We start from the raw sequence: 17,924 nt of genomic DNA on the forward strand, positions 1-17,924 counted from the left end.
CTGTGCCTAGGGGTGAAAGGCCAATCAAACTCGGAGATAGCTGGTTCTCTGCGAAATCTATTTAGGTAGAGCGTCATCCGAATACCCCGGGGGGTAGAGCACTGGATGGGTAATGGGGCCCCACAGGCTTACTGATCCTAACCAAACTCCGAATACCCGGGAGTACTAGATGGCAGACACACTGCGGATGCTAACGTCCGTAGTGGAGAGGGAAACAACCCTGACCTACAGCTAAGGCCCCTAATTCATGGCTAAGTGGGAAAGCAGGTGGGATGTCCAAAACAACCAGGAGGTTGGCTTAGAAGCAGCCATCCTTTAAAGATAGCGTAACAGCTCACTGGTCTAATTAAGACGTCCTGCGGCGAAGATGTAACGGGGCTCAAGCCATGAGCCGAAGCTTAGGATGCACATAGTGCATGGTAGCAGAGCGTAGTGTGACATAGTCTCATGTCTCTTTTACTCATTTTATAATGAGTGCCGGAGACACGAGGCTTTCGATGAAGCGGGCGCGTGAGCGATCCCGTGGAGAGATCACTAGCGAGAATGATGACATGAGTAGCGACAAAGAGTGTGAGAGACACTCTCGCCGAAAGTCCAAGGGTTCCTGCTTAAAGCTAATCTGAGCAGGGTAAGCCGGCCCCTAAGGCGAGGCCGAAAGGCGTAGCCGATGGGAACTAGGTTAATATTCCTAGGCCAGGAGGATGTGACGGATTGTGAAGGTAGTTCATCCTTATCGGATTGAATGGGCTGCTGATCAGTCCCTGGAAATAGCCCTCCATGAGACCGTACCCTAAACCGACACAGGTGGACTGGTAGAGAATACCAAGGCGCTTGAGAGAACGATGTTGAAGGAACTCGGCAAAATACCTCCGTAAGTTCGCGAGAAGGAGGCCCGGTTCCAAGGCAACTTGGAGCTGGGGGCACAAACCAGGGGGTGGCGACTGTTTATTAAAAACACAGGGCTCTGCGAAGTCGCAAGACGACGTATAGGGTCTGACGCCTGCCCGGTGCCTGAAGGTTAAAAGGAGGGGTGAGAGCTCCGAATTGAAGCCCAGGTAAACGGCGGCCGTAACTATAACGGTCCTAAGGTAGCGAAATTCCTTGTCGGGTAAGTTCCGACCTGCACGAATGGCGTAACGACTTCCCCGCTGTCTCCAACATCGACTCAGCGAAATTGAATTGCCTGTCAAGATGCAGGCTTCCCGCGGTTAGACGGAAAGACCCCGTGCACCTTTACTACAGCTTCGCACTGGCATCAGGATTGTGACGTGCAGGATAGGTGGTAGGCATCGATACGTGAACGCTAGTTCACGTGGAGCCTCCCTTGAGATACCACCCTTCGCACTCTTGATGTCTAACCGCGGTCCGTTATCCGGATCCGGGACCCTGCGTGGCGGGTAGTTTGACTGGGGCGGTCGCCTCCTAAAGCGTAACGGAGGCGCGCGAAGGTTGGCTCAGAGCGGTCGGAAATCGCTCGTTGAGTGCAATGGCAGAAGCCAGCCTGACTGCGAGACTGACAAGTCGAGCAGAGACGAAAGTCGGCCATAGTGATCCGGTGGTCCCAAGTGGGAGGGCCATCGCTCAACGGATAAAAGGTACGCCGGGGATAACAGGCTGATACTGCCCAAGAGTCCATATCGACGGCAGTGTTTGGCACCTCGATGTCGGCTCATCTCATCCTGGGGCTGGAGCAGGTCCCAAGGGTACGGCTGTTCGCCGTTTAAAGAGGTACGTGAGCTGGGTTTAGAACGTCGTGAGACAGTTCGGTCCCTATCTGCCGTGGGTGTAGGATACTTGAGAGGAGTTGCCCCTAGTACGAGAGGACCGGGGTGAACGATCCACTGGTGGACCTGTTGTTGCGCCAGCAGCAGTGCAGGGTAGCTATGATCGGACAGGATAACCGCTGAAGGCATCTAAGCGGGAAGCCCCCCTCAAAACAAGGTATCCCTGAGGGCCGAGGTAGACCACCTCGTCAATAGGCCGGAGATGTAAGTGCAGCAATGCATTCAGTTGACCGGTACTAATCGCCCGATAGGCTTGATCTGTTCCAGTAACAGTCAGTGACACAATGAACCAAAAGCAAAACAAAACTGGACTTCATGTTGGTTGTATCTCGACGAGCGTCTCACAAAAATTGTGAAACATCGTCGATATATGGATTTTTCTCGGTTTGGTGGTCATAGCGCAAGTGAAACACCCGGTCCCATCCCGAACCCGGAAGTTAAGCACTGTTGCGCCGATGGTACTGCGTCTTAAGGCGTGGGAGAGTAGGTCACCGCCAAACCTAGTAAAATCCATAACTCTTAAACGATATTAATAACGAATACCCTTCAGACCATATCACCCTGAAGGGGACACGCAGTCGTGCTACAAGCAATACTGCAATAGTCCTAAACCGCCAAAATCGGCGATAGGACAAACAAAAGGGCTCAAGTAGCGTAAGCGATCGCCCAACAAAAGTGTCGCGGGATGGAGCAGCCCGGTAGCTCGTCAGGCTCATAACCTGAAGGTCGTAGGTTCAAATCCTACTCCCGCAACCAATCTTACAAAATCAAAAACACCTTAAAACAACAAACTAACGACATAAAAATCGCTGTTGGCGTTTCTAACAGTTCAAAAACGCAAAAAAGACCTGAGTGGTCGCGCTGGAGTTCATCTAGTCTAGTTCTAAATAAAACTAGCATATCGAATACTGCTAAGCTGCACGCTTGGCGGCAGAGAAGATCGCACACTAGCTTGATTGATATCAATGTCATGAACGCGCTAGGTTAGCTGATGCGAGCGACTAACTTCTTCCTGATAGCCTGTTCGGCTGCTCTTTCGGCCGTTTTGTTCTGGACTTCATTTTCCTATTTTAAGGCACAGGAAATTGAAAAGGCCAAGGCAAGGCTGACTCTCTATCGGAGTACCTTAGTCGCTGAGCTGCGACATTTTTCGCATTTACCCTTTTTGCTATCCTTGGATCCTGTTGTGACGGCGACGCTTGGAGGTGCTGACCCGGAAGCGCTTGATTACAGGCTTGCACGGTTCTCCCAGAGTGCCGGGATAGACGCAATATTTCTGATGGATGGAACCGGACAGACAATTTCTGCCTCAAACGCGCAGACAGAGGCGAGCTTCAAAGGTCAGAACTATGCGTTTCGCCCGTACTTTCAGGAAGCCCAGCGAGGAGAACTGGGAGAATTTTACGGGATCGGTGCTACTACGGGCCAACCTGGGTACTTCTATGCGATATCAGTGCAGAACCCCGAGAACGACGGCCATGGCGCTATTGCCATCAAGATTGATCTGATGGCCTTGCAGGAAAGCTGGCAAGCGTCTGGCGAGCAGATCGTTTTGGCGAATGCGGATGGCGTCGTGTTGCTTGCCTCAGATCCGTCTTGGCGATATCGAACATTAGAACCGCTGTCTGAAATACAGCGCGAACAGATCGCAACAGCTCGCCAGTTTTCAGATGAAAAGTTAGTCGCATTCGAATGGTCTGCCGATCACGTCAATCAAACTGCGCAGGTGGCGGGAGAACAGCTGCTCTATCTGCATACCAACGAATTACCGAATAGTTGGTCTTTGCATTTCTTTGTACCGGATGATGTTGCTGTGACACGTGCCTGGCTAACCACTGGGGCGTTTTTGGTATTTGTGATGGTGGCGCTCATTGCGATTCAGCTTCTTCGCGTCAGGCGGATTGGTGCAGCGCTTCGCAGGTCGGAAAGCGAAGAGGCTGAACTACGTCAGACCAATGACAAACTAGCACGTGAAATTGATGAACGTCGGGTGGCAGAACAGCGATTGCACAAGACGCAGGTCGAGCTCGAGAGGGCAGGGCGATTGGCAGCCCTAGGCCAGCTTGCATCCTCTGTGACTCACGAACTGGGCCAGCCGATTGCCGCGATGCGCAACCAGTTGGTTGCCGCCGAGATCACATCGGGGGCGTCTCCGCTGACCAATAAGATGGAGGGGCTTGTGGCGCGCATGGAAAACATCACGCGGCAGCTGAAATTTTTTTCGCGGAAGGGCCGTGACAAGTTCGAAGTTGTGGATGTCCAAGACGTTATGGACGATGCACTTGAACTATTGGAGCCAACTATCAACCATTGTGATGCGGTGGTGACCTTTGAGCGGTTTGGCGGCTCGGTATTGGTGAAGGCCAATCGTTTAAGGCTCGAACAGGTCATGACAAATATTGTTCGCAACGCTTTGGATGCTGTGGAGGTCGAACCTATTCGCCAAATCCGGATTGTAATGGGCCAAGACGCTAGGCATGTCTGGTTTACCGTACAAGACACGGGCCATGGGCTGGGTGGCAAAACCTATGATGATCTCAACGAGCCATTTGCCACCACGCGAGAAAGTGGGCGTGGAATGGGCCTTGGCCTGACGATTTCTGCTGGGATTGTTGCTGATCACGACGGTACGATTTCAGCCGAGGACCGGGAACAAGGCGGAGCAGTGTTCCGGATAGAACTCCCGCGTGCAGAAGAGGGGACGCAGACGTGAGCGCATTTCGCATACTTATAATCGATGATGATCGAATGATGCGTAATTCGTTGGTGGATCTCATCGAAGCTGCAGGATGGACAACCAAAGCTCTGGCGCGGGCAACCGATGCGGAACGTTGGATCTCGCGGTTTCAGCCGGATGTCATTCTCTCGGATGTGCGTATGCCTGAAATGACAGGGATTGAATTGCTAAAAAGCTTGAAGGCAGCGCCGCCGTTGGTATTGATTTCCGCTCATGGCGACATCCCAACCGCGGTTGAGGCGATGAACGAGGGCGCTTATAGTTTCGTTGAAAAACCCCATGATCCCAAGAGGTTGTTGTTGATCCTGTCACATGCGGCTGAGCAACATCAAATGCAGGAAAGCAATCAGAGGCTAAAGACACGGCTACAGCAGTTGTCAGGTGTTGATCGCGTTATTTTGGGTCAAACCGCAGAAATGGTGAAACTGCGCGAGACTATAGCCATGGCTGCACAATCTCGTGCTGCCGTTTTGGTACGGGGGGATACCGGGACCGGGAAAGACCTTATCGCGCGGGCGTTGCACGATATCTCGGATCGCTGCGATGGCCCTTTTGTTACGATAAATGCCGCCCAGATGAATGCACAGCAGCTACCGCTTATCGCGCAAAATGCATCAGGCGGTACACTGTTTCTGGATGAGATCTGCGCATGCCCTGCAAACATTCAACCGGTCCTGTTGCGTCTAATCGAAGCACAGGAGGTCTTGCCGGAGGGGACAGGTGCGCCAGTAAAGGTCAACCTGCAAATCATCTCGGCAACAAACGAAGATACCGGCCTGGCTGTGACCGAAGGACGTCTACGGCAAGATTTGCTATTTCGTCTTGAAGGGTTTGGACTTTCGCTACCACCGCTGAAAGCACGATTAGACGATATACCTTTGTTAGCGCAGCATTTTATCGCTCGTGCTGCATCCGTTCATGGATCAACGCCTCCTGAGCTGACTGAGGCCGATCTAGCGACCATAATCGCACATGATTGGCCTGGAAATGTCCGTGAATTGCGAAATGTCGTAGAACGCTTCGTTATTTTGGCGCAACACGGGCATGGCACGATCGCCGACGCTCTCCTGATCGCTGAAGACACAAACCCACCGCTTCCGGGATTGCGTGAAGCGGTCGCCGCCTTCGAACGCCAAATGATCGGAAAAGCCATACACGCCAATCAAGGTCGTATGGACGATGCCGCAGATTCCCTGGGGATCGGGCGGCGGACCCTAAACGAGAAAATTGTGAAACTAGGCTTGGACAAAGACGCTTTTTTATAGCTATGCGGATTTCCGCAGGGCAGATCGGACGCGAGACGCAATTTTCTTCATGAGTCTAAGCAGACCGAATATGCTTTTCTTCCCGCACATCGTTTTTGGGAGGAAACCTTACATGAAAAAGTATCTGAGCTATGCGGCTATGTCCGCTCTCGTTGTTGCGTTTGGTACTGAATCAGCCGTAGCCGAAGAGTGGAACGTCTCTCTATGGGGCAAACGTCGTGCCTTTACCGAACATGTCGAACGCTTGGCAGAACTTGTTAACGAGAAGACCGACGGTGAATTCACATTGAATATCAGCTATGGTGGTTTGTCCAACAACCGCGAAAACCTTGACGGTATTTCGATCGGTGCTTTTGAAATGGCGCAGTTTTGTGCGGGCTATCACCGCGACAAAAACCCGTCGATCACAGTTATGGAATTGCCGTTTCTTGGCGTGTCTTCGCTTGAGCAGGAAATCGAGCTTTCGATGGCTGTTTACCAGCATCCTGCCGCTGTGAACGACCTTGGCCGTTGGAATGCCACACTGCTGATGCCATCGCCTTTGCCACAGTATAATATTGTTGGTGTTGGTGACGCACCCAGCAGTTTGGCTGATTTCGACGGTCTGAGCGTGCGTGCAACCGGTGGTATCGGGGCGGCTATGGAAACAGTGGGCGCAGTGCCAACTTCGATGTCTGCGTCAGAAGTACGCCAGGCCATGGACTCGGGCGTCGTAAAGGCAGTGGCTTTTGCACCGCATGCGCATATGTCGTTCGGTACCATCGAAAACGCGACGTGGTGGACCGAGAACCTGAACCCGGGCACCGTGAACTGCCCTGTGGTCGTGAATACGGATGCGCTTGATAGCCTGTCGGATGCGCACCGCGACGCTCTGTTGGGGTCGGTGGACGAAGCACTTGATCACTATGTTGCTCATTACAATGGGGCAACAATGGAAGCCTGGGGTCCTGCACTCGACGAGCGCGAAATCACACGTGTGACGTTCTCTGATGAAGAGATCGCAGCTTTCAAAGACGCAGCAGCCGCGCCTGCTGCTGCAGCATGGATCGAGCAAAACACTGCTGCGGGTCTGCCTGCTCAAGATCTCTATGACCTTGTCACGGGTATGATTGCCAACGGCAGCTAAACCTTCATCGAAAGCCCCGCGCATATCTGTGTGCGGGGCCTTTTGACCAATCTCGTCCCCCCGATATTTGAGGCATCTATGGCATCCGCGTCCTTAGTGCTGCGCGATCGCAGTACGCTTAGTAAACTTGATGTGGCACTCCTGCGTCTGGAAACTTTTCTGGCCTTGCTCAGCGGGTTGGCTGTGTTCTCTCTGATGGTATTGGCCGTCGTTTCTGTAAGCGGGCGCAACCTCGTGAATGCGCCGCTGCCAGGCTATGTTGACTGGATTGAACAGGCGATGCCGTTGATAGCATTCATGGGCATTGCTTATGTCATGCGCGAAGGTGCCCATATTCGCATGGATATCTTGGTCGGGCGTTTACGTGGACGCGCACTCTACACCGCAGAACTGATCACAACGCTAGCTGTCTTGTTGCTGATGATACTGCTCGTATGGGGCACCTGGGCGCATTTCGGACGTAGCTTTGATTTCGGCTCTCCAATGTGGAGCCGCGACAGCTCGATGGATATCGCCTTGCCGATCTGGCCGGCAAAGCTCTTGGCCCCGGTCGCATTCTTCGTGCTCTGCCTGCGCCTTTGTCTTCAGGTTTGGGCGTACATACGTGGACTCGTAACAGGTCAGACGGTTGCCATTCCGCTTATCGCGGACGCCGCGAAACAGGCTCAAATGGAAGCCGATCAATTGAAAGAACAGAACTGATGGAACCGATTGAAATTGGTCTCTGGGTCACAGGCGGCCTATTGCTCTTGGTGGTATTGGGCATGCGCGTCGCCTTTGCCGCTGGTCTGGCGGGAATGGTCGGTTTAATTTGGATTTTCTGGGCCAAGAAAGACTACGGGTTTGATGATTTCGGTTGGGCGCTTGGCGTTGCAGTCAAGACCGCAGGGCAGGTGCCCCATTCCAAAGTATCATCACAGGCGTTGTCCTTGATCCCGACCTTCATTCTCATTGGATATCTCGCTTACTACGCTGGTCTGACAAAGGCCCTGTTTGAAGCCGCAAAACGCTGGATTGCCTGGGTACCCGGTGGATTGGCCGTGTCGACCGTATTTGCCACCGCCGGATTTGCCGCAGTATCAGGAGCCTCAGTTGCGACTTCCGCTGTGTTTGCACGCATCGCGATCCCCGAAATGTTGAAGATCGGCTACAACAAACAATTCGCCGCCGGTGTTGTTGCGGCCGGCGGTACGCTTGCTTCCTTGATCCCACCTTCTGCGATCCTCGTGATCTACGCGATTATCGTAGAGCAGGACGTGGGTAAGCTCCTATTGGCAGGCTTTATACCCGGTGCGTTTTCCGCGCTCATTTATGCGTGCCTGATCATTGGCTTGGCGTTGACCATCAAAGGTTTTGGTCCGCCGGTCAGCGGCTTCACCTGGAAGGAACGCTTTGCCTCCCTTCCACCTGCTCTGCCGATCATATTTGTTGTCGTCACGATCATCTGCTTTGTTTACAATCCATTCGGCGGTGACGCATGGGGCACGCCCACGGAGGGCGGTGCGATCGGGGCATTCGTTGTCTTCTTGATGGCGCTCTATCAGGGTATGCGCTGGACTCAGTTGCGCGACGCGCTGCTAGAGACCGCAAAACTCAGCGTGATGATCTTTACGATCATCTGGGGCGTATTGATATATGTCCGCTTCCTGGGTTTTGCAGATCTTCCTGGTGCATTTTCGGATTGGATTACGTCGCTGACTATGGCGCCCATGTTGATCCTGATTTGTATTCTGTTGGCCTATGCAGTCTTAGGCATGTTTATGGATGCAATCGGCATGCTGTTGCTGACGCTTCCGGTCGTCTATCCGGCGGTCATGGCTTTGAACGGCGGTGAGGCCGTCTCGGCGGCAGACAGCGCGTTTGGTATGTCTGGGCCAATGTGCGCGATTTGGTTTGGGATATTGGTGGTCAAAATGGCGGAGTTTTGCCTGATAACCCCACCCATCGGCTTGAACTGCTTTGTTGTAGCAGGTGTCCGTGATGATTTGACGGTACAGGACGTGTTTAAGGGCGTTACGCCGTTCTTTATTGCAGATGCGATAACGATCGGACTTCTGGTGGCCTTTCCCCAGATCGTCCTGTGGCTACCAAGTTTAGCATAAAGGTACCGAGGGCATCCCCCAAATAGGGGCATCAAAGAACTGAGCGGACTGACGGGTCATCGTACGAGAAACTTGGCCTGTTGTTCACTCAGAGCACCGAAAAGGCCTTTAGTGGGACCAAATTCATCAGTCAAATCAAGTCCTAGAGTGTTGTGGTTTGGTCTTCGAGGAGCTTTCCCCAAGTGAAGACTTCAAACGATCTATGTTCTGGAAAGTAGAATGGATCCTGACATGCTCCCCTGAAAAGTCCGCGATTTGAAGTTAGCCTGTTCTCCAAGCGAGGAGACAGGCGATGCGGAAAAGCCGTTTCAGCGAAGAGCAGATCATCGGCATCCTTAAGGAGCACCAAGCCGGAATGGGGGCGAAGGAACTGTGCCGCAAGCACGGCATCAGCGATGGCACTTTCTACAAATGGCGTTCGAAGTATGGCGGCATGGAAGTGTCCGAGGCCAAGCGGCTGAAGGCTCTGGCGGTCGAGAACGCCAAGCTCAAGAAGATGTTGGCCGAGCAGATGCTTGATGTGGCAACGCTGAAAGAGATCCGGTGCAAGGCGGAGAGCCGTGGACTGGGCTATGACAGAGAAGAACTACAACCAGCGGCGGGCCTGTGCCCTGGCCGGGATCGATCCGCGCGTCAATCGTCCTGAACCAAGGCCTCGACTTCGGCTTTGGTTGCTGCTTCGACAACGCCAGTGGCTTTCCACGACCAGACAACCGATTGGCAGTAAGCAATCTGTATTTAATACAGAGGTGTCCATGAAAACCGCTGCGACTTAACTCAAATTTATTTCTTCTGCGACTATTCTTGAAGAGGTACGTGCATGCCGCCGTGCTCGGCTTTCTGGAGAACCAGTCATATGCAGTTTAGTTCGTTCAATGCGCCTGATCTAAGCGTGCATGATCGCCCATTGGCTACGGTCTTTTGTGCCGTGTGGCACAAGCAGCCGAACAAGATTGAGCTGTTGCGGTCTCATTGGGAGAATCTAAAGGCACAATCGATTCCGGTTGAGGCTTGCTATATCTTCGACAACGGTGATGAAGCCCCTGATTGGCTAGATGCCCCTTGGCATAGTTTCGATGAACCGTTGACGATCTACGAGGCTTGGTCCGCTGCAACTGCTCTCGCGCGTACCAAGTACATTATGAATCTCAATATGGATGACCGTTTGGCGACCAACGCTGTCCAAGCTTTGGTGTCAACCGCAGAAGCGACTCAATCCGTGCTGGTCGGCGGGGAGTGGTTGATCAATTTTGATGAGAGCCATCTCGAGCAGAGTTTTACAGTCGACGATCTCTGGAATACGTGCTTCTCCGTTGAGTGGCCGCCAAAAGCAAAGCCCGGCCTTCGTCTAGGCAGCGGTACAGGAGAGCGCGGGACTTATGGGCCGGCTACGCTGTGGAGTCTGGAGCAGGTCGGCCAGTGGTATCCTAGCTATTTTGGTAATCAAACGCCTATCAAATCGATCGGAGATGCTATTTTTTGGCAGGTGTTAGCTCAGAAAAAAAGAAAATTCACGCGTATCCCGATGGTGATTGGTCGATATTATTCTGATCAGAAATCGCAGGCTGAGTTCCGGCCGCATCAGGACAATGAATTTCTCCGAGAACATGGAATAAGCACAGTTTCCTTCGCCAATTTCGTCACTTCAGGTGATTTTTCTAAATGGCCAGGGGCCGCGTGTGAAACAGCTGCAGTCGATGCTTTGGACCTGAACAGCATTGAGAGGGCGAGCGAGGAACTCGCTGGACAGTTCCGAACTATGGGACTTGGCCCACATACCGCTCCGCGGGCCGCAACATAGCAGAACCCATGCAAAACCGTATTTTCATAACAGGTAGTGGTGGCATTGTTGGCCGTCATGTACTCAACGCGCTATCGGACATGGCACCAGAGGCAGACGTTCTGCGTAACACGGCAGATTTAACCGACCCTGTGGCTACGGCTAATATGATCGATGCAGCGGGGCCAATTGATCTGGTGATCCACCTCGCAGCCATCGTCCCCGTAAAAGATGTAACTGCGAGGCCCGACCGCGCTTTCGCGGTGAATGTTGGCGGGACGATCAATTTGCTTAGCGCTTTGGCGGACAGCGACGCCCGGCTGCTATTGTGCTCGTCCAGCCATGTTTACGCGAGTAAGGCCGGGCCAATTTGTGAAACGGATGAGACGGAGCCGCTTTCTATCTATGGGCAAACCAAACGGCTAGCGGAGGTTGCGGCACAGCAGATCTGTTCGGCGACAGGGCGATCGGTTTGTATGGCTAGGTTGTTTTCCATACACGACCCGGATCAAATTGGCAGTTTTTTACGGCCTACGCTTGAGCGTCGTTTCAGTGGCATGTCGCCTGAGGCAACGTTTGACCTTCACGGAGCAGGCAGCCTTCGCGATTTTCTGTCGGCTGAAGAGGCAGCACGCCTCCTTGTTCGCCTAGCACTTTCCGAGGCCGAGGGCCCTGTCAATGTTGCCTCCGGCCGGGCGATGAGCGTGGCAGAATTTGCTCAATCACTCGCACCATTTCCCTTGAATATCCGCCCTATGGGCCAAAACGACACGCTCGAGGCCGATGTGACGCGTCTGCTTACGATCCTTGGAGAAAGCCATGACTAAGACAGTTTCCATTGTAATTCCAACCTACAATCGCGCGGATATGTTGCCCAAAGCGATTGATAGCGCACTTAACCAGACAGTTGCTTGTGAGGTTATCGTTTCTGACCACGGGTCAACCGATCATACGTCGCAGATTGCTGCAGAGTATGCCGATAAAATTACGTATGTACGCCGTGAGAGAGATTTTGGCCCGCATTTCTGCTGGCTCGAGGGCGTTCTGCATGCAGCAGGCGAATTTGTACATCTGCAGTACGATGATGACTGGATTGCACCGACCTTTATCGAAAAATGTGTATCGGTTCTTGGAGATGACGTTGGCTTTGCTTTTTCTGGGGCAGAGGTCATCGACGACAAAACCGGCAAGCAAATGATGACACAATTCCTAGAGTGGCTCCCGGACACTGGCATATTTGAAAACCGTGTGGCTGAAGAGAAGATTGTAGCGTCCTTGATCTCTCCCGGGGCGGCATTGTTTAGGCGCCAAGTGTTGATCGATGCATTGTATCAGGGGCGTCTTCCGCTTCAAAACAGTGAATATCACGGTGTCGGGCCCGATATCTTCGCGTCTCTCCTATCCATGCTGCGGTACCCGAAGGTTGGTTTTGTGAAGGAACCACTTGCCAGTTTTCGCGCTCACGATGGTTCCATCACTATCGACGCGTTCAAGGACAAAGAGAAAGCGGCGAATATCGCAGCGGCCTATAACGAAGTGCGTCACTACTACATTGAACTGAAGGCGATGCAGTCCGTGAGAGGGGCACAACAATGAAAAACTTCCAGCCTCCACACCCCATCACCCTTGCGCAAGACACGATCTCGCGGCGTGAACTGCAGCAGACCGCAGACTGGATGTTGGCAGGAAACCGTCTGACCAAAGCAGAGGAAACCACTTTCTTTGAGGACGAATTCGCCGCTTGGATGGGATGTAAACATGCGGTGTTTGTAAACTCGGGTTCGTCGGCCAACTTATTGATGATTTATGCCGCCCGAGAGGCCGGGCGATTAAAAAACAACAAGGTTATAGCGCCTGCCGTCAGTTGGGTGACGACGGTTTCACCGCTCATTCAGTTTGGGTTTGATGTTCGACTTTGTGACTGTGATCCTACGAACCTTGGCTTGGATCTGGAGCATCTTGAACAGCTCTGCAAAGAAGACGCACCAGCAATGCTGATCCTCGTGCATGTCCTGGGACATGCTAACCATATGAAGGCGATCCGGGAAATTTGCGATCGCTACGATGTGCTGTTGCTGGAGGATAGCTGCGAAGCCTTGGGATCGATCAGCGATGGTCGCAAACTTGGTTGCCATGGCGCGGCTGGCAGTTTCTCATTTTATTATGGTCATCATATTTCGACCATTGAAGGTGGCATGGTTGTTACTGATGACAGCGAATTGCATCAGGTCATGTTGTCATTGCGATCACATGGCTGGAGTCGGGACCTAAATCCGACTTTGCGTGATCAATTGCAGCAGGATCATAATATCGATGACTTCCGCAATCTCTACACGTTCTACTATGCAGGCTTTAACCTGCGCTCGACAGATCTGCAGGCGTTTATTGGGCGACAGCAAATCTTGAAGCTTGATCATATTTGCCGTGTGCGAGAGCGAAATTTTGAAACCTATGCCGCGCAATTGAGAGATTTCTACTGTCAGGAAAGCGAGACAGAGCTGTTGTCGTCTTTTGCTTATGGGACGCTGGTTGCAAACCGGATGGAGGTGTATGAACATCTCAAAGCGGAACAGATCGAATGCCGCCCCCTCATCTGTGGAAATATTGCCCGTCATCCATTTTGGATCCGGCACTACGGGCGTCAGGTCTTGCCGAATGCCGATTTGATCCACGATTACGGTATCTACCTGCCCAATCATCATAATCTTTCCACGACGGATGTCACCAGCGTGACCCGTGCGTTCAAGGAGGTGGCCCGTCCGAAGGCCCTGCATGACTGCGCGGCCTGACATGGATTGTAGGCTGGTAGCAGCACAACGAGAAAGACGGAACTTGATATGCCAACTGTCAAAAAGGCGCTGATCACAGGTGTTACGGGTCAGGACGGGTCCTACCTTGCGGAGTTTCTTCTTGAGAAGGGCTATGAGGTGCATGGGCTGAAGCGGCGTGCGTCGTCGTTCAACACGGCCCGTGTGGATCATATTTATCAGGATCCGCATGTGGATCACGCCCGGTTCAAACTGCATTACGGCGATCTGACTGATACCTCCAACCTGACCCGCTTGTTGAGCGAGATCGAGCCGGATGAGGTGTATAACCTCGGCGCGCAATCCCATGTTGCGGTCTCGTTTGAGGCGCCGGAATATACGGCAGATGTGGATGGGATCGGCACGCTGCGCCTGCTGGAGGCGATCCGCTTTCTGGGGCTGGAGAAGAAAACCCGGTTCTATCAGGCCTCGACCTCGGAACTATATGGGCTGGTGCAGGAAACCCCGCAGCGCGAGACCACGCCATTTTACCCGCGCAGCCCCTATGCCGTGGCCAAGCTGTATTCCTATTGGATCACGGTCAATTACCGCGAGGCTTATGGCATGTATGCCTGCAACGGCATCCTGTTCAACCACGAGAGCCCGCGCCGGGGCGAGACCTTTGTGACCCGCAAGATCACCCGCGGGTTGGCCAATATCGCGCAGGGTCTGGAAGATTGTCTTTATATGGGCAATATCGACGCGCTGCGCGACTGGGGCCACGCCAAAGACTATGTGCGCATGCAGTGGATGATGCTGCAGCAGGAGGCGGCAGAGGATTTCGTGATCGCCACCGGCAAGCAATATTCGGTGCGCCAGTTCATCAGCTGGTCGGCTGCAGAGCTGGGCATCTCGCTGGCCTTTAGCGGGGAGGGCGTGGATGAGATCGCCACGGTCACCGCGATTGAGGGCGACATGGCACCGGCTTTGAAACTGGGCGATGTGGTGCTGCGCATTGATCCGCGCTATTTCCGCCCGGCCGAGGTTGAGACGCTGTTGGGCGATCCCGGCAAGGCCAAGCAGAAACTGGGCTGGGTGCCGGAGATCACCACAGAAGAGATGTGCGCCGAGATGGTGCGCGAGGATCTCAAAACCGCCCGCCGCCATGCGCTCCTGAAGGAACACGGCATGGATCTGCCGGTCAGTGTCGAGGGCTGAGCAGATGGGATCGACCGGGGTGAAAATCTATGTGGCCGGCCACCGCGGCATGGTTGGCAGCGCCATCCTGCGCCACCTAAAAGCCCGCAGAGACGCAGGCGAAAATATCAAACTAGCGACGACTTCTGTAATTTCGAGTTAGGCAATCTCATAACTGGCAGCTCTCGATTGACACCTAGGGCTAGCCCGTTCCTGCTGCTACTCGCGTACGCTGTACGGCGTTCAACAACCGTTGAAATGTCGGGCATTCCATATGTGACGGAGCAGGGCAGTTGGCTACATGGCGCATGGCGTCCCTTAGTGTCGATAGATTCTTGATCTGTTTATCTAGTTGGTCAGCCCTCTTGTGCAGATCAGCGCGGGGCAGATCAGGTTGGCCGTCTGAACCGAACATACCGGTGATTTCTGCCAAGGTGAAACCAGCTGCTTTGCCAAGCGCGATAAGCGATAGCTGCAACAGGGTCTCCGGGCCGAACTGTCGTCGCAACCCCTTCCTGCTCAGCGAGGTTATCAGCCCAATGTCCTCGTAGTAGCGCAGCGTCGCTGGGGTGACGCCAGATTTTGTAGCGACCTCTCCGATATCATATAGGCGCATATGCCTTTCCTCTTGACCTCAAGTGAACATGAAGTGGCAGATTGCCTGCTTCTGTTGAATATCACAAGAGGACGCCCGCTATGGTCGCATCTACACAATCCCATCCATCGGCTGTCTGGAAGGATCAACGCGCCATAACGCTATTGCTGGCTGCGACTCTTACGGTAATGGCCAACGCAACCATCAGCCCAGCTTTGCCGGGGATAGAGGAAGAGTTCGCAGGAACTTGGAACGCAGGGCTATTAACTCGTTTTCTGGTTTCGGCCCCGTCGCTCACAGTGCTCGTTTGTGCGCCCATAGCGGGTTGGTTTGCGGATAAATATGGGCGGCGCGGGATGCTGCTGGCTGGGATCGCATTGTTTGCATTTAGCGGTTCCGCCGGGCTGGTGCTTCCCAATCTGACTATGATCATGGCGAGCAGGTTACTGTTGGGCGTCGCAGTGGCGATGATCATGACAGCCCAAACCGCATTGATCGGGGACTACTTTACTGGTGACGCGCGAAAATCAATGATGGGATTGCAAACCTCGGCGCGGAATTTTGGCGGGTTGATCTTCATCACGTCGGCTGGGTGGTTGGCACTAGTATCACCCCGCTTACCCTTCGTGATATACGCTGCTGCAATCATTCTGTTGCCCTTTGTTGCACGACACCTGTTGGAGCCGCCGCAGGAGACGCGGAAAAAAGACACTAGCGGATCATCAGAGAGAGGACCTCAGACAAGATGGCGCTTGCTTCTTTTGGGCCTGGCCATTTTGCAGATGACCACAAGTCTAGCATTCTTCATGATACCTACTCAGCTGCCGTTTTTCTTAGCGTCATTGGGCGGGGACGATGCGGCGATGACAGGTATGCTGCTGGGTGCGCTGACATTGTCCGGGGGGTTAGCGGCGCTGCTCTATGTTCGTACTAATCGCAAGTTGGGTTCTGCAGGGGCCTACGCGATCGGCTACGCATTGATGAGCGGCGGTTTTTTGTTGTTGACCGTTGGCGAAGATACGCTGCGCCTGAGCGTCGCAGTCGTTGCTATTGGCGCTGGTTTCGCGACGGTCATGCCTAACTTTGTTGCACTGGCACTTACGCTGTCTCCAGCCAGCCAACGCGGTACCGTTGGAGGTGTGCTGACGGCCGCGGTGTTCCTTGGGCAGATATTGTCACCGATGGTGAGTATTCCAGGAATCGCGACCGGCGGCTTCTTTGGATTGTTTCGTGCGGTGGCTGCGCTGTTGGCCGCTCTGGCATTTAGCGCAGTTGTGTGGGCCCTGATTCCCCGTCTCAGAACGATTATTCTCACACCGTCTGAGGTGCTACGACGCTCGAAGTAGACAAAATTGGCACAGCACGCCTCTATCGTTAAGATATTGCAGGCAGTTCTTAACGATAGGTTAAGCCCTAGTTTTGATTTTTTGAAATTTAAACTCAGCTTTTATCATGGCTAGATGCCGCGCGCTGATGTGCTTCGCACTGCAATGTGGCCAAACAGTCTAACCGATGCCTTAGTAAGGGTTAAGCGGATAGATTTGCTCCATTCGTTGCGCGTGATATGCGGATAATTATTAAGCGTAAACAGGCGCTTGATAATTAGTTAATGGAATCGCCAACAAATTGTGTGCCTTTTGAGGTTTTTTTGCCATGATAGGGCATCAAAACCCTGGGGGGGGTCATGATTTGTTAAGACAGACTTATTCCGCACATGGTTTCGGCCATGTTCGGCAAACTTGCGTCTCATTCCAGCCGCACCCTTACACCAAGGTGTGAGCGTGGGAATTTGGAGTGGTCGATGAGACGCATTTTTGCTGCTTTTGCGGCATGCCTCCTGTTTGGCATGCCTAACGGCGCAGCTGCGGACGATCCGCAGTCGAGCGTAACCTCCGTCATTGGATGGGAGGCCGTCGGACGGCTGAACATCTCGGGGCGTAACATGTGTACTGGGGCCTTGGTGGCACCTGATCTGGTGGTGACGGCCGCGCATTGCGTCTACGATCCGGACACAGGCCGACAGGTGAATCCGACGAGTATCCGGTTTGAAGCAGGACTGAATGGTCGACGTGCTAAGGCCGCGCGGTCTGTAACAAAGGCGGTCGTACACCCGGGCTATCAATATCAGGCGGCTGGCGATTCACAGCTAGGCAGTGATATCGCCATACTGCGTCTGGATCGCCCAATCAGCCGCCGGATGATCCGGCCGTTTGAGCTGGCCAATCGGCCTGAACGTGGTGCATCCGTTGAGGTGCTGTCTTATTCATTGGCGCAACAGAACCGTCCCAATCTGGAACAAAACTGTCACGTCCTGGCCCGACAGGCACAGGTTCTTGTGATGACTTGCCGCGTAGACTTTGGCGCGTCCGGCGCTCCGGTATTTGATGTTGTGCCGGGCCGTATGCCGAGGCTTGTCTCTGTGATTTCGGCCAAAGCGGCGATGGGAAATCGCCGCGTATCGATTGGGACGTCTTTTGACCGAACCGTTCTTGCGATGATGCGCTCAGCCAGCTGATGTGATGACGAAACGGGGAAACCGGCGGTTTAGACCGGTCTAGCAGCCACCGTTAGACCCATCCTTTAAAACACTG

At 53.5% G+C, this 17,924-nt stretch carries 13 protein-coding genes, 1 tRNA gene, 2 rRNA genes and 2 pseudogenes (1 of these 18 only partly in view); 17 read left to right on the plus strand and 1 reads right to left on the minus strand.

What is annotated here, in order from left to right:
* The 15 genes and pseudogenes from ACEWZM_RS11390 to ACEWZM_RS11460 form a co-directional block, all read left to right on the plus strand.
* Positions 1-2,045: ribosomal RNA gene (locus tag ACEWZM_RS11390) — 23S ribosomal RNA — on the plus strand; it begins 830 nt to the left of the window's first position.
* 124 nt (positions 2,046-2,169) lie between these two features.
* Positions 2,170-2,284: ribosomal RNA gene (rrf, locus tag ACEWZM_RS11395) — 5S ribosomal RNA — on the plus strand.
* A 179-nt stretch (positions 2,285-2,463) separates the two neighbouring features.
* A tRNA-Met gene (locus ACEWZM_RS11400) sits at positions 2,464-2,540 on the plus strand.
* A gap of 235 nt (positions 2,541-2,775) precedes the next feature.
* The gene (locus tag ACEWZM_RS11405) at positions 2,776-4,497 is read left to right on the plus strand and encodes a sensor histidine kinase (RefSeq protein WP_414006540.1); all 1,722 of its coding nucleotides are present in this window, start codon (positions 2,776-2,778) and stop codon (positions 4,495-4,497) included.
* Complete coding sequence (locus tag ACEWZM_RS11410) at positions 4,494-5,786, plus strand: sigma-54-dependent transcriptional regulator (RefSeq protein ID WP_414006541.1); 1,293 nt, start codon at positions 4,494-4,496, stop codon at positions 5,784-5,786. Before ACEWZM_RS11405 ends, ACEWZM_RS11410 begins: the two co-directional genes overlap by 4 nt.
* Before the next feature lie 112 nt (positions 5,787-5,898).
* The gene (locus tag ACEWZM_RS11415) at positions 5,899-6,912 is read left to right on the plus strand and encodes a type 2 periplasmic-binding domain-containing protein (protein WP_414006542.1); all 1,014 of its coding nucleotides are present in this window, start codon (positions 5,899-5,901) and stop codon (positions 6,910-6,912) included.
* Between the two features lie 78 nt (positions 6,913-6,990).
* Positions 6,991-7,614, plus strand: coding sequence for a TRAP transporter small permease subunit (locus tag ACEWZM_RS11420; protein ID WP_414006543.1), 624 nt, complete (start codon positions 6,991-6,993; stop codon positions 7,612-7,614).
* Positions 7,614-9,014 carry a TRAP transporter large permease gene (locus tag ACEWZM_RS11425; RefSeq protein ID WP_414006544.1) on the plus strand — a complete coding sequence of 467 codons (1,401 nt, stop codon included), beginning with the start codon at positions 7,614-7,616 and terminating at the stop codon, positions 9,012-9,014. The genes ACEWZM_RS11420 and ACEWZM_RS11425 overlap by 1 nt, the downstream gene beginning before the upstream one ends.
* Positions 9,015-9,306: 292 nt before the next feature.
* Positions 9,307-9,656: pseudogene (locus ACEWZM_RS11430) on the plus strand (transposase); the annotation flags it as partial.
* Positions 9,657-9,921: 265 nt separating this feature from the next.
* Positions 9,922-10,815 (plus strand): glycosyltransferase family protein, encoded by an 894-nt coding sequence (locus tag ACEWZM_RS11435; RefSeq protein ID WP_414006545.1) that lies wholly within the window; start codon positions 9,922-9,924, stop codon positions 10,813-10,815.
* Positions 10,816-10,823: 8 nt separating this feature from the next.
* Positions 10,824-11,621 carry an NAD-dependent epimerase/dehydratase family protein gene (locus tag ACEWZM_RS11440; RefSeq protein ID WP_414006546.1) on the plus strand — a complete coding sequence of 266 codons (798 nt, stop codon included), beginning with the start codon at positions 10,824-10,826 and terminating at the stop codon, positions 11,619-11,621.
* Positions 11,614-12,390 carry a glycosyltransferase family 2 protein gene (locus tag ACEWZM_RS11445; RefSeq protein WP_414006547.1) on the plus strand — a complete coding sequence of 259 codons (777 nt, stop codon included), beginning with the start codon at positions 11,614-11,616 and terminating at the stop codon, positions 12,388-12,390. Before ACEWZM_RS11440 ends, ACEWZM_RS11445 begins: the two co-directional genes overlap by 8 nt.
* Entirely contained in the window at positions 12,387-13,583 is a 1,197-nt protein-coding gene (locus ACEWZM_RS11450) for a DegT/DnrJ/EryC1/StrS family aminotransferase (protein WP_414006548.1), read from the plus strand. Before ACEWZM_RS11445 ends, ACEWZM_RS11450 begins: the two co-directional genes overlap by 4 nt.
* 48 nt (positions 13,584-13,631) lie before the next feature.
* Positions 13,632-14,759, plus strand: a complete 1,128-nt coding sequence (gene gmd / locus ACEWZM_RS11455) for a GDP-mannose 4,6-dehydratase (protein WP_414006549.1) — start codon at positions 13,632-13,634, stop codon at positions 14,757-14,759.
* Positions 14,760-14,763: 4 nt separating this feature from the next.
* Positions 14,764-14,880: pseudogene (locus ACEWZM_RS11460) on the plus strand (GDP-L-fucose synthase); the annotation flags it as partial.
* A 60-nt stretch (positions 14,881-14,940) separates the two neighbouring features.
* On the opposite strand, the gene ACEWZM_RS11465 reads toward ACEWZM_RS11460, so the two are convergent.
* Positions 14,941-15,354, minus strand: coding sequence for a helix-turn-helix domain-containing protein (locus ACEWZM_RS11465; protein ID WP_414006550.1), 414 nt, complete (start codon positions 15,352-15,354; stop codon positions 14,941-14,943).
* A gap of 80 nt (positions 15,355-15,434) precedes the next feature.
* Between ACEWZM_RS11465 and ACEWZM_RS11470 the strand changes: the two genes are divergently transcribed.
* A complete protein-coding gene (locus tag ACEWZM_RS11470) occupies positions 15,435-16,679 on the plus strand; it encodes an MFS transporter (protein WP_414006551.1) in 1,245 nt (414 codons plus the stop codon).
* Positions 16,680-17,134: 455 nt separating this feature from the next.
* Positions 17,135-17,848: a trypsin-like serine peptidase gene (locus tag ACEWZM_RS11475; protein ID WP_414006552.1), complete on the plus strand. Its 714-nt coding sequence runs from the start codon at positions 17,135-17,137 to the stop codon at positions 17,846-17,848.
* Positions 17,849-17,924 lie beyond the last annotated feature (76 nt).

The sequence above is a fragment of the Phaeobacter cretensis genome (genome assembly GCF_047372505.1).
Classification (GTDB): domain Bacteria; phylum Pseudomonadota; class Alphaproteobacteria; order Rhodobacterales; family Rhodobacteraceae; genus Phaeobacter; species Phaeobacter cretensis.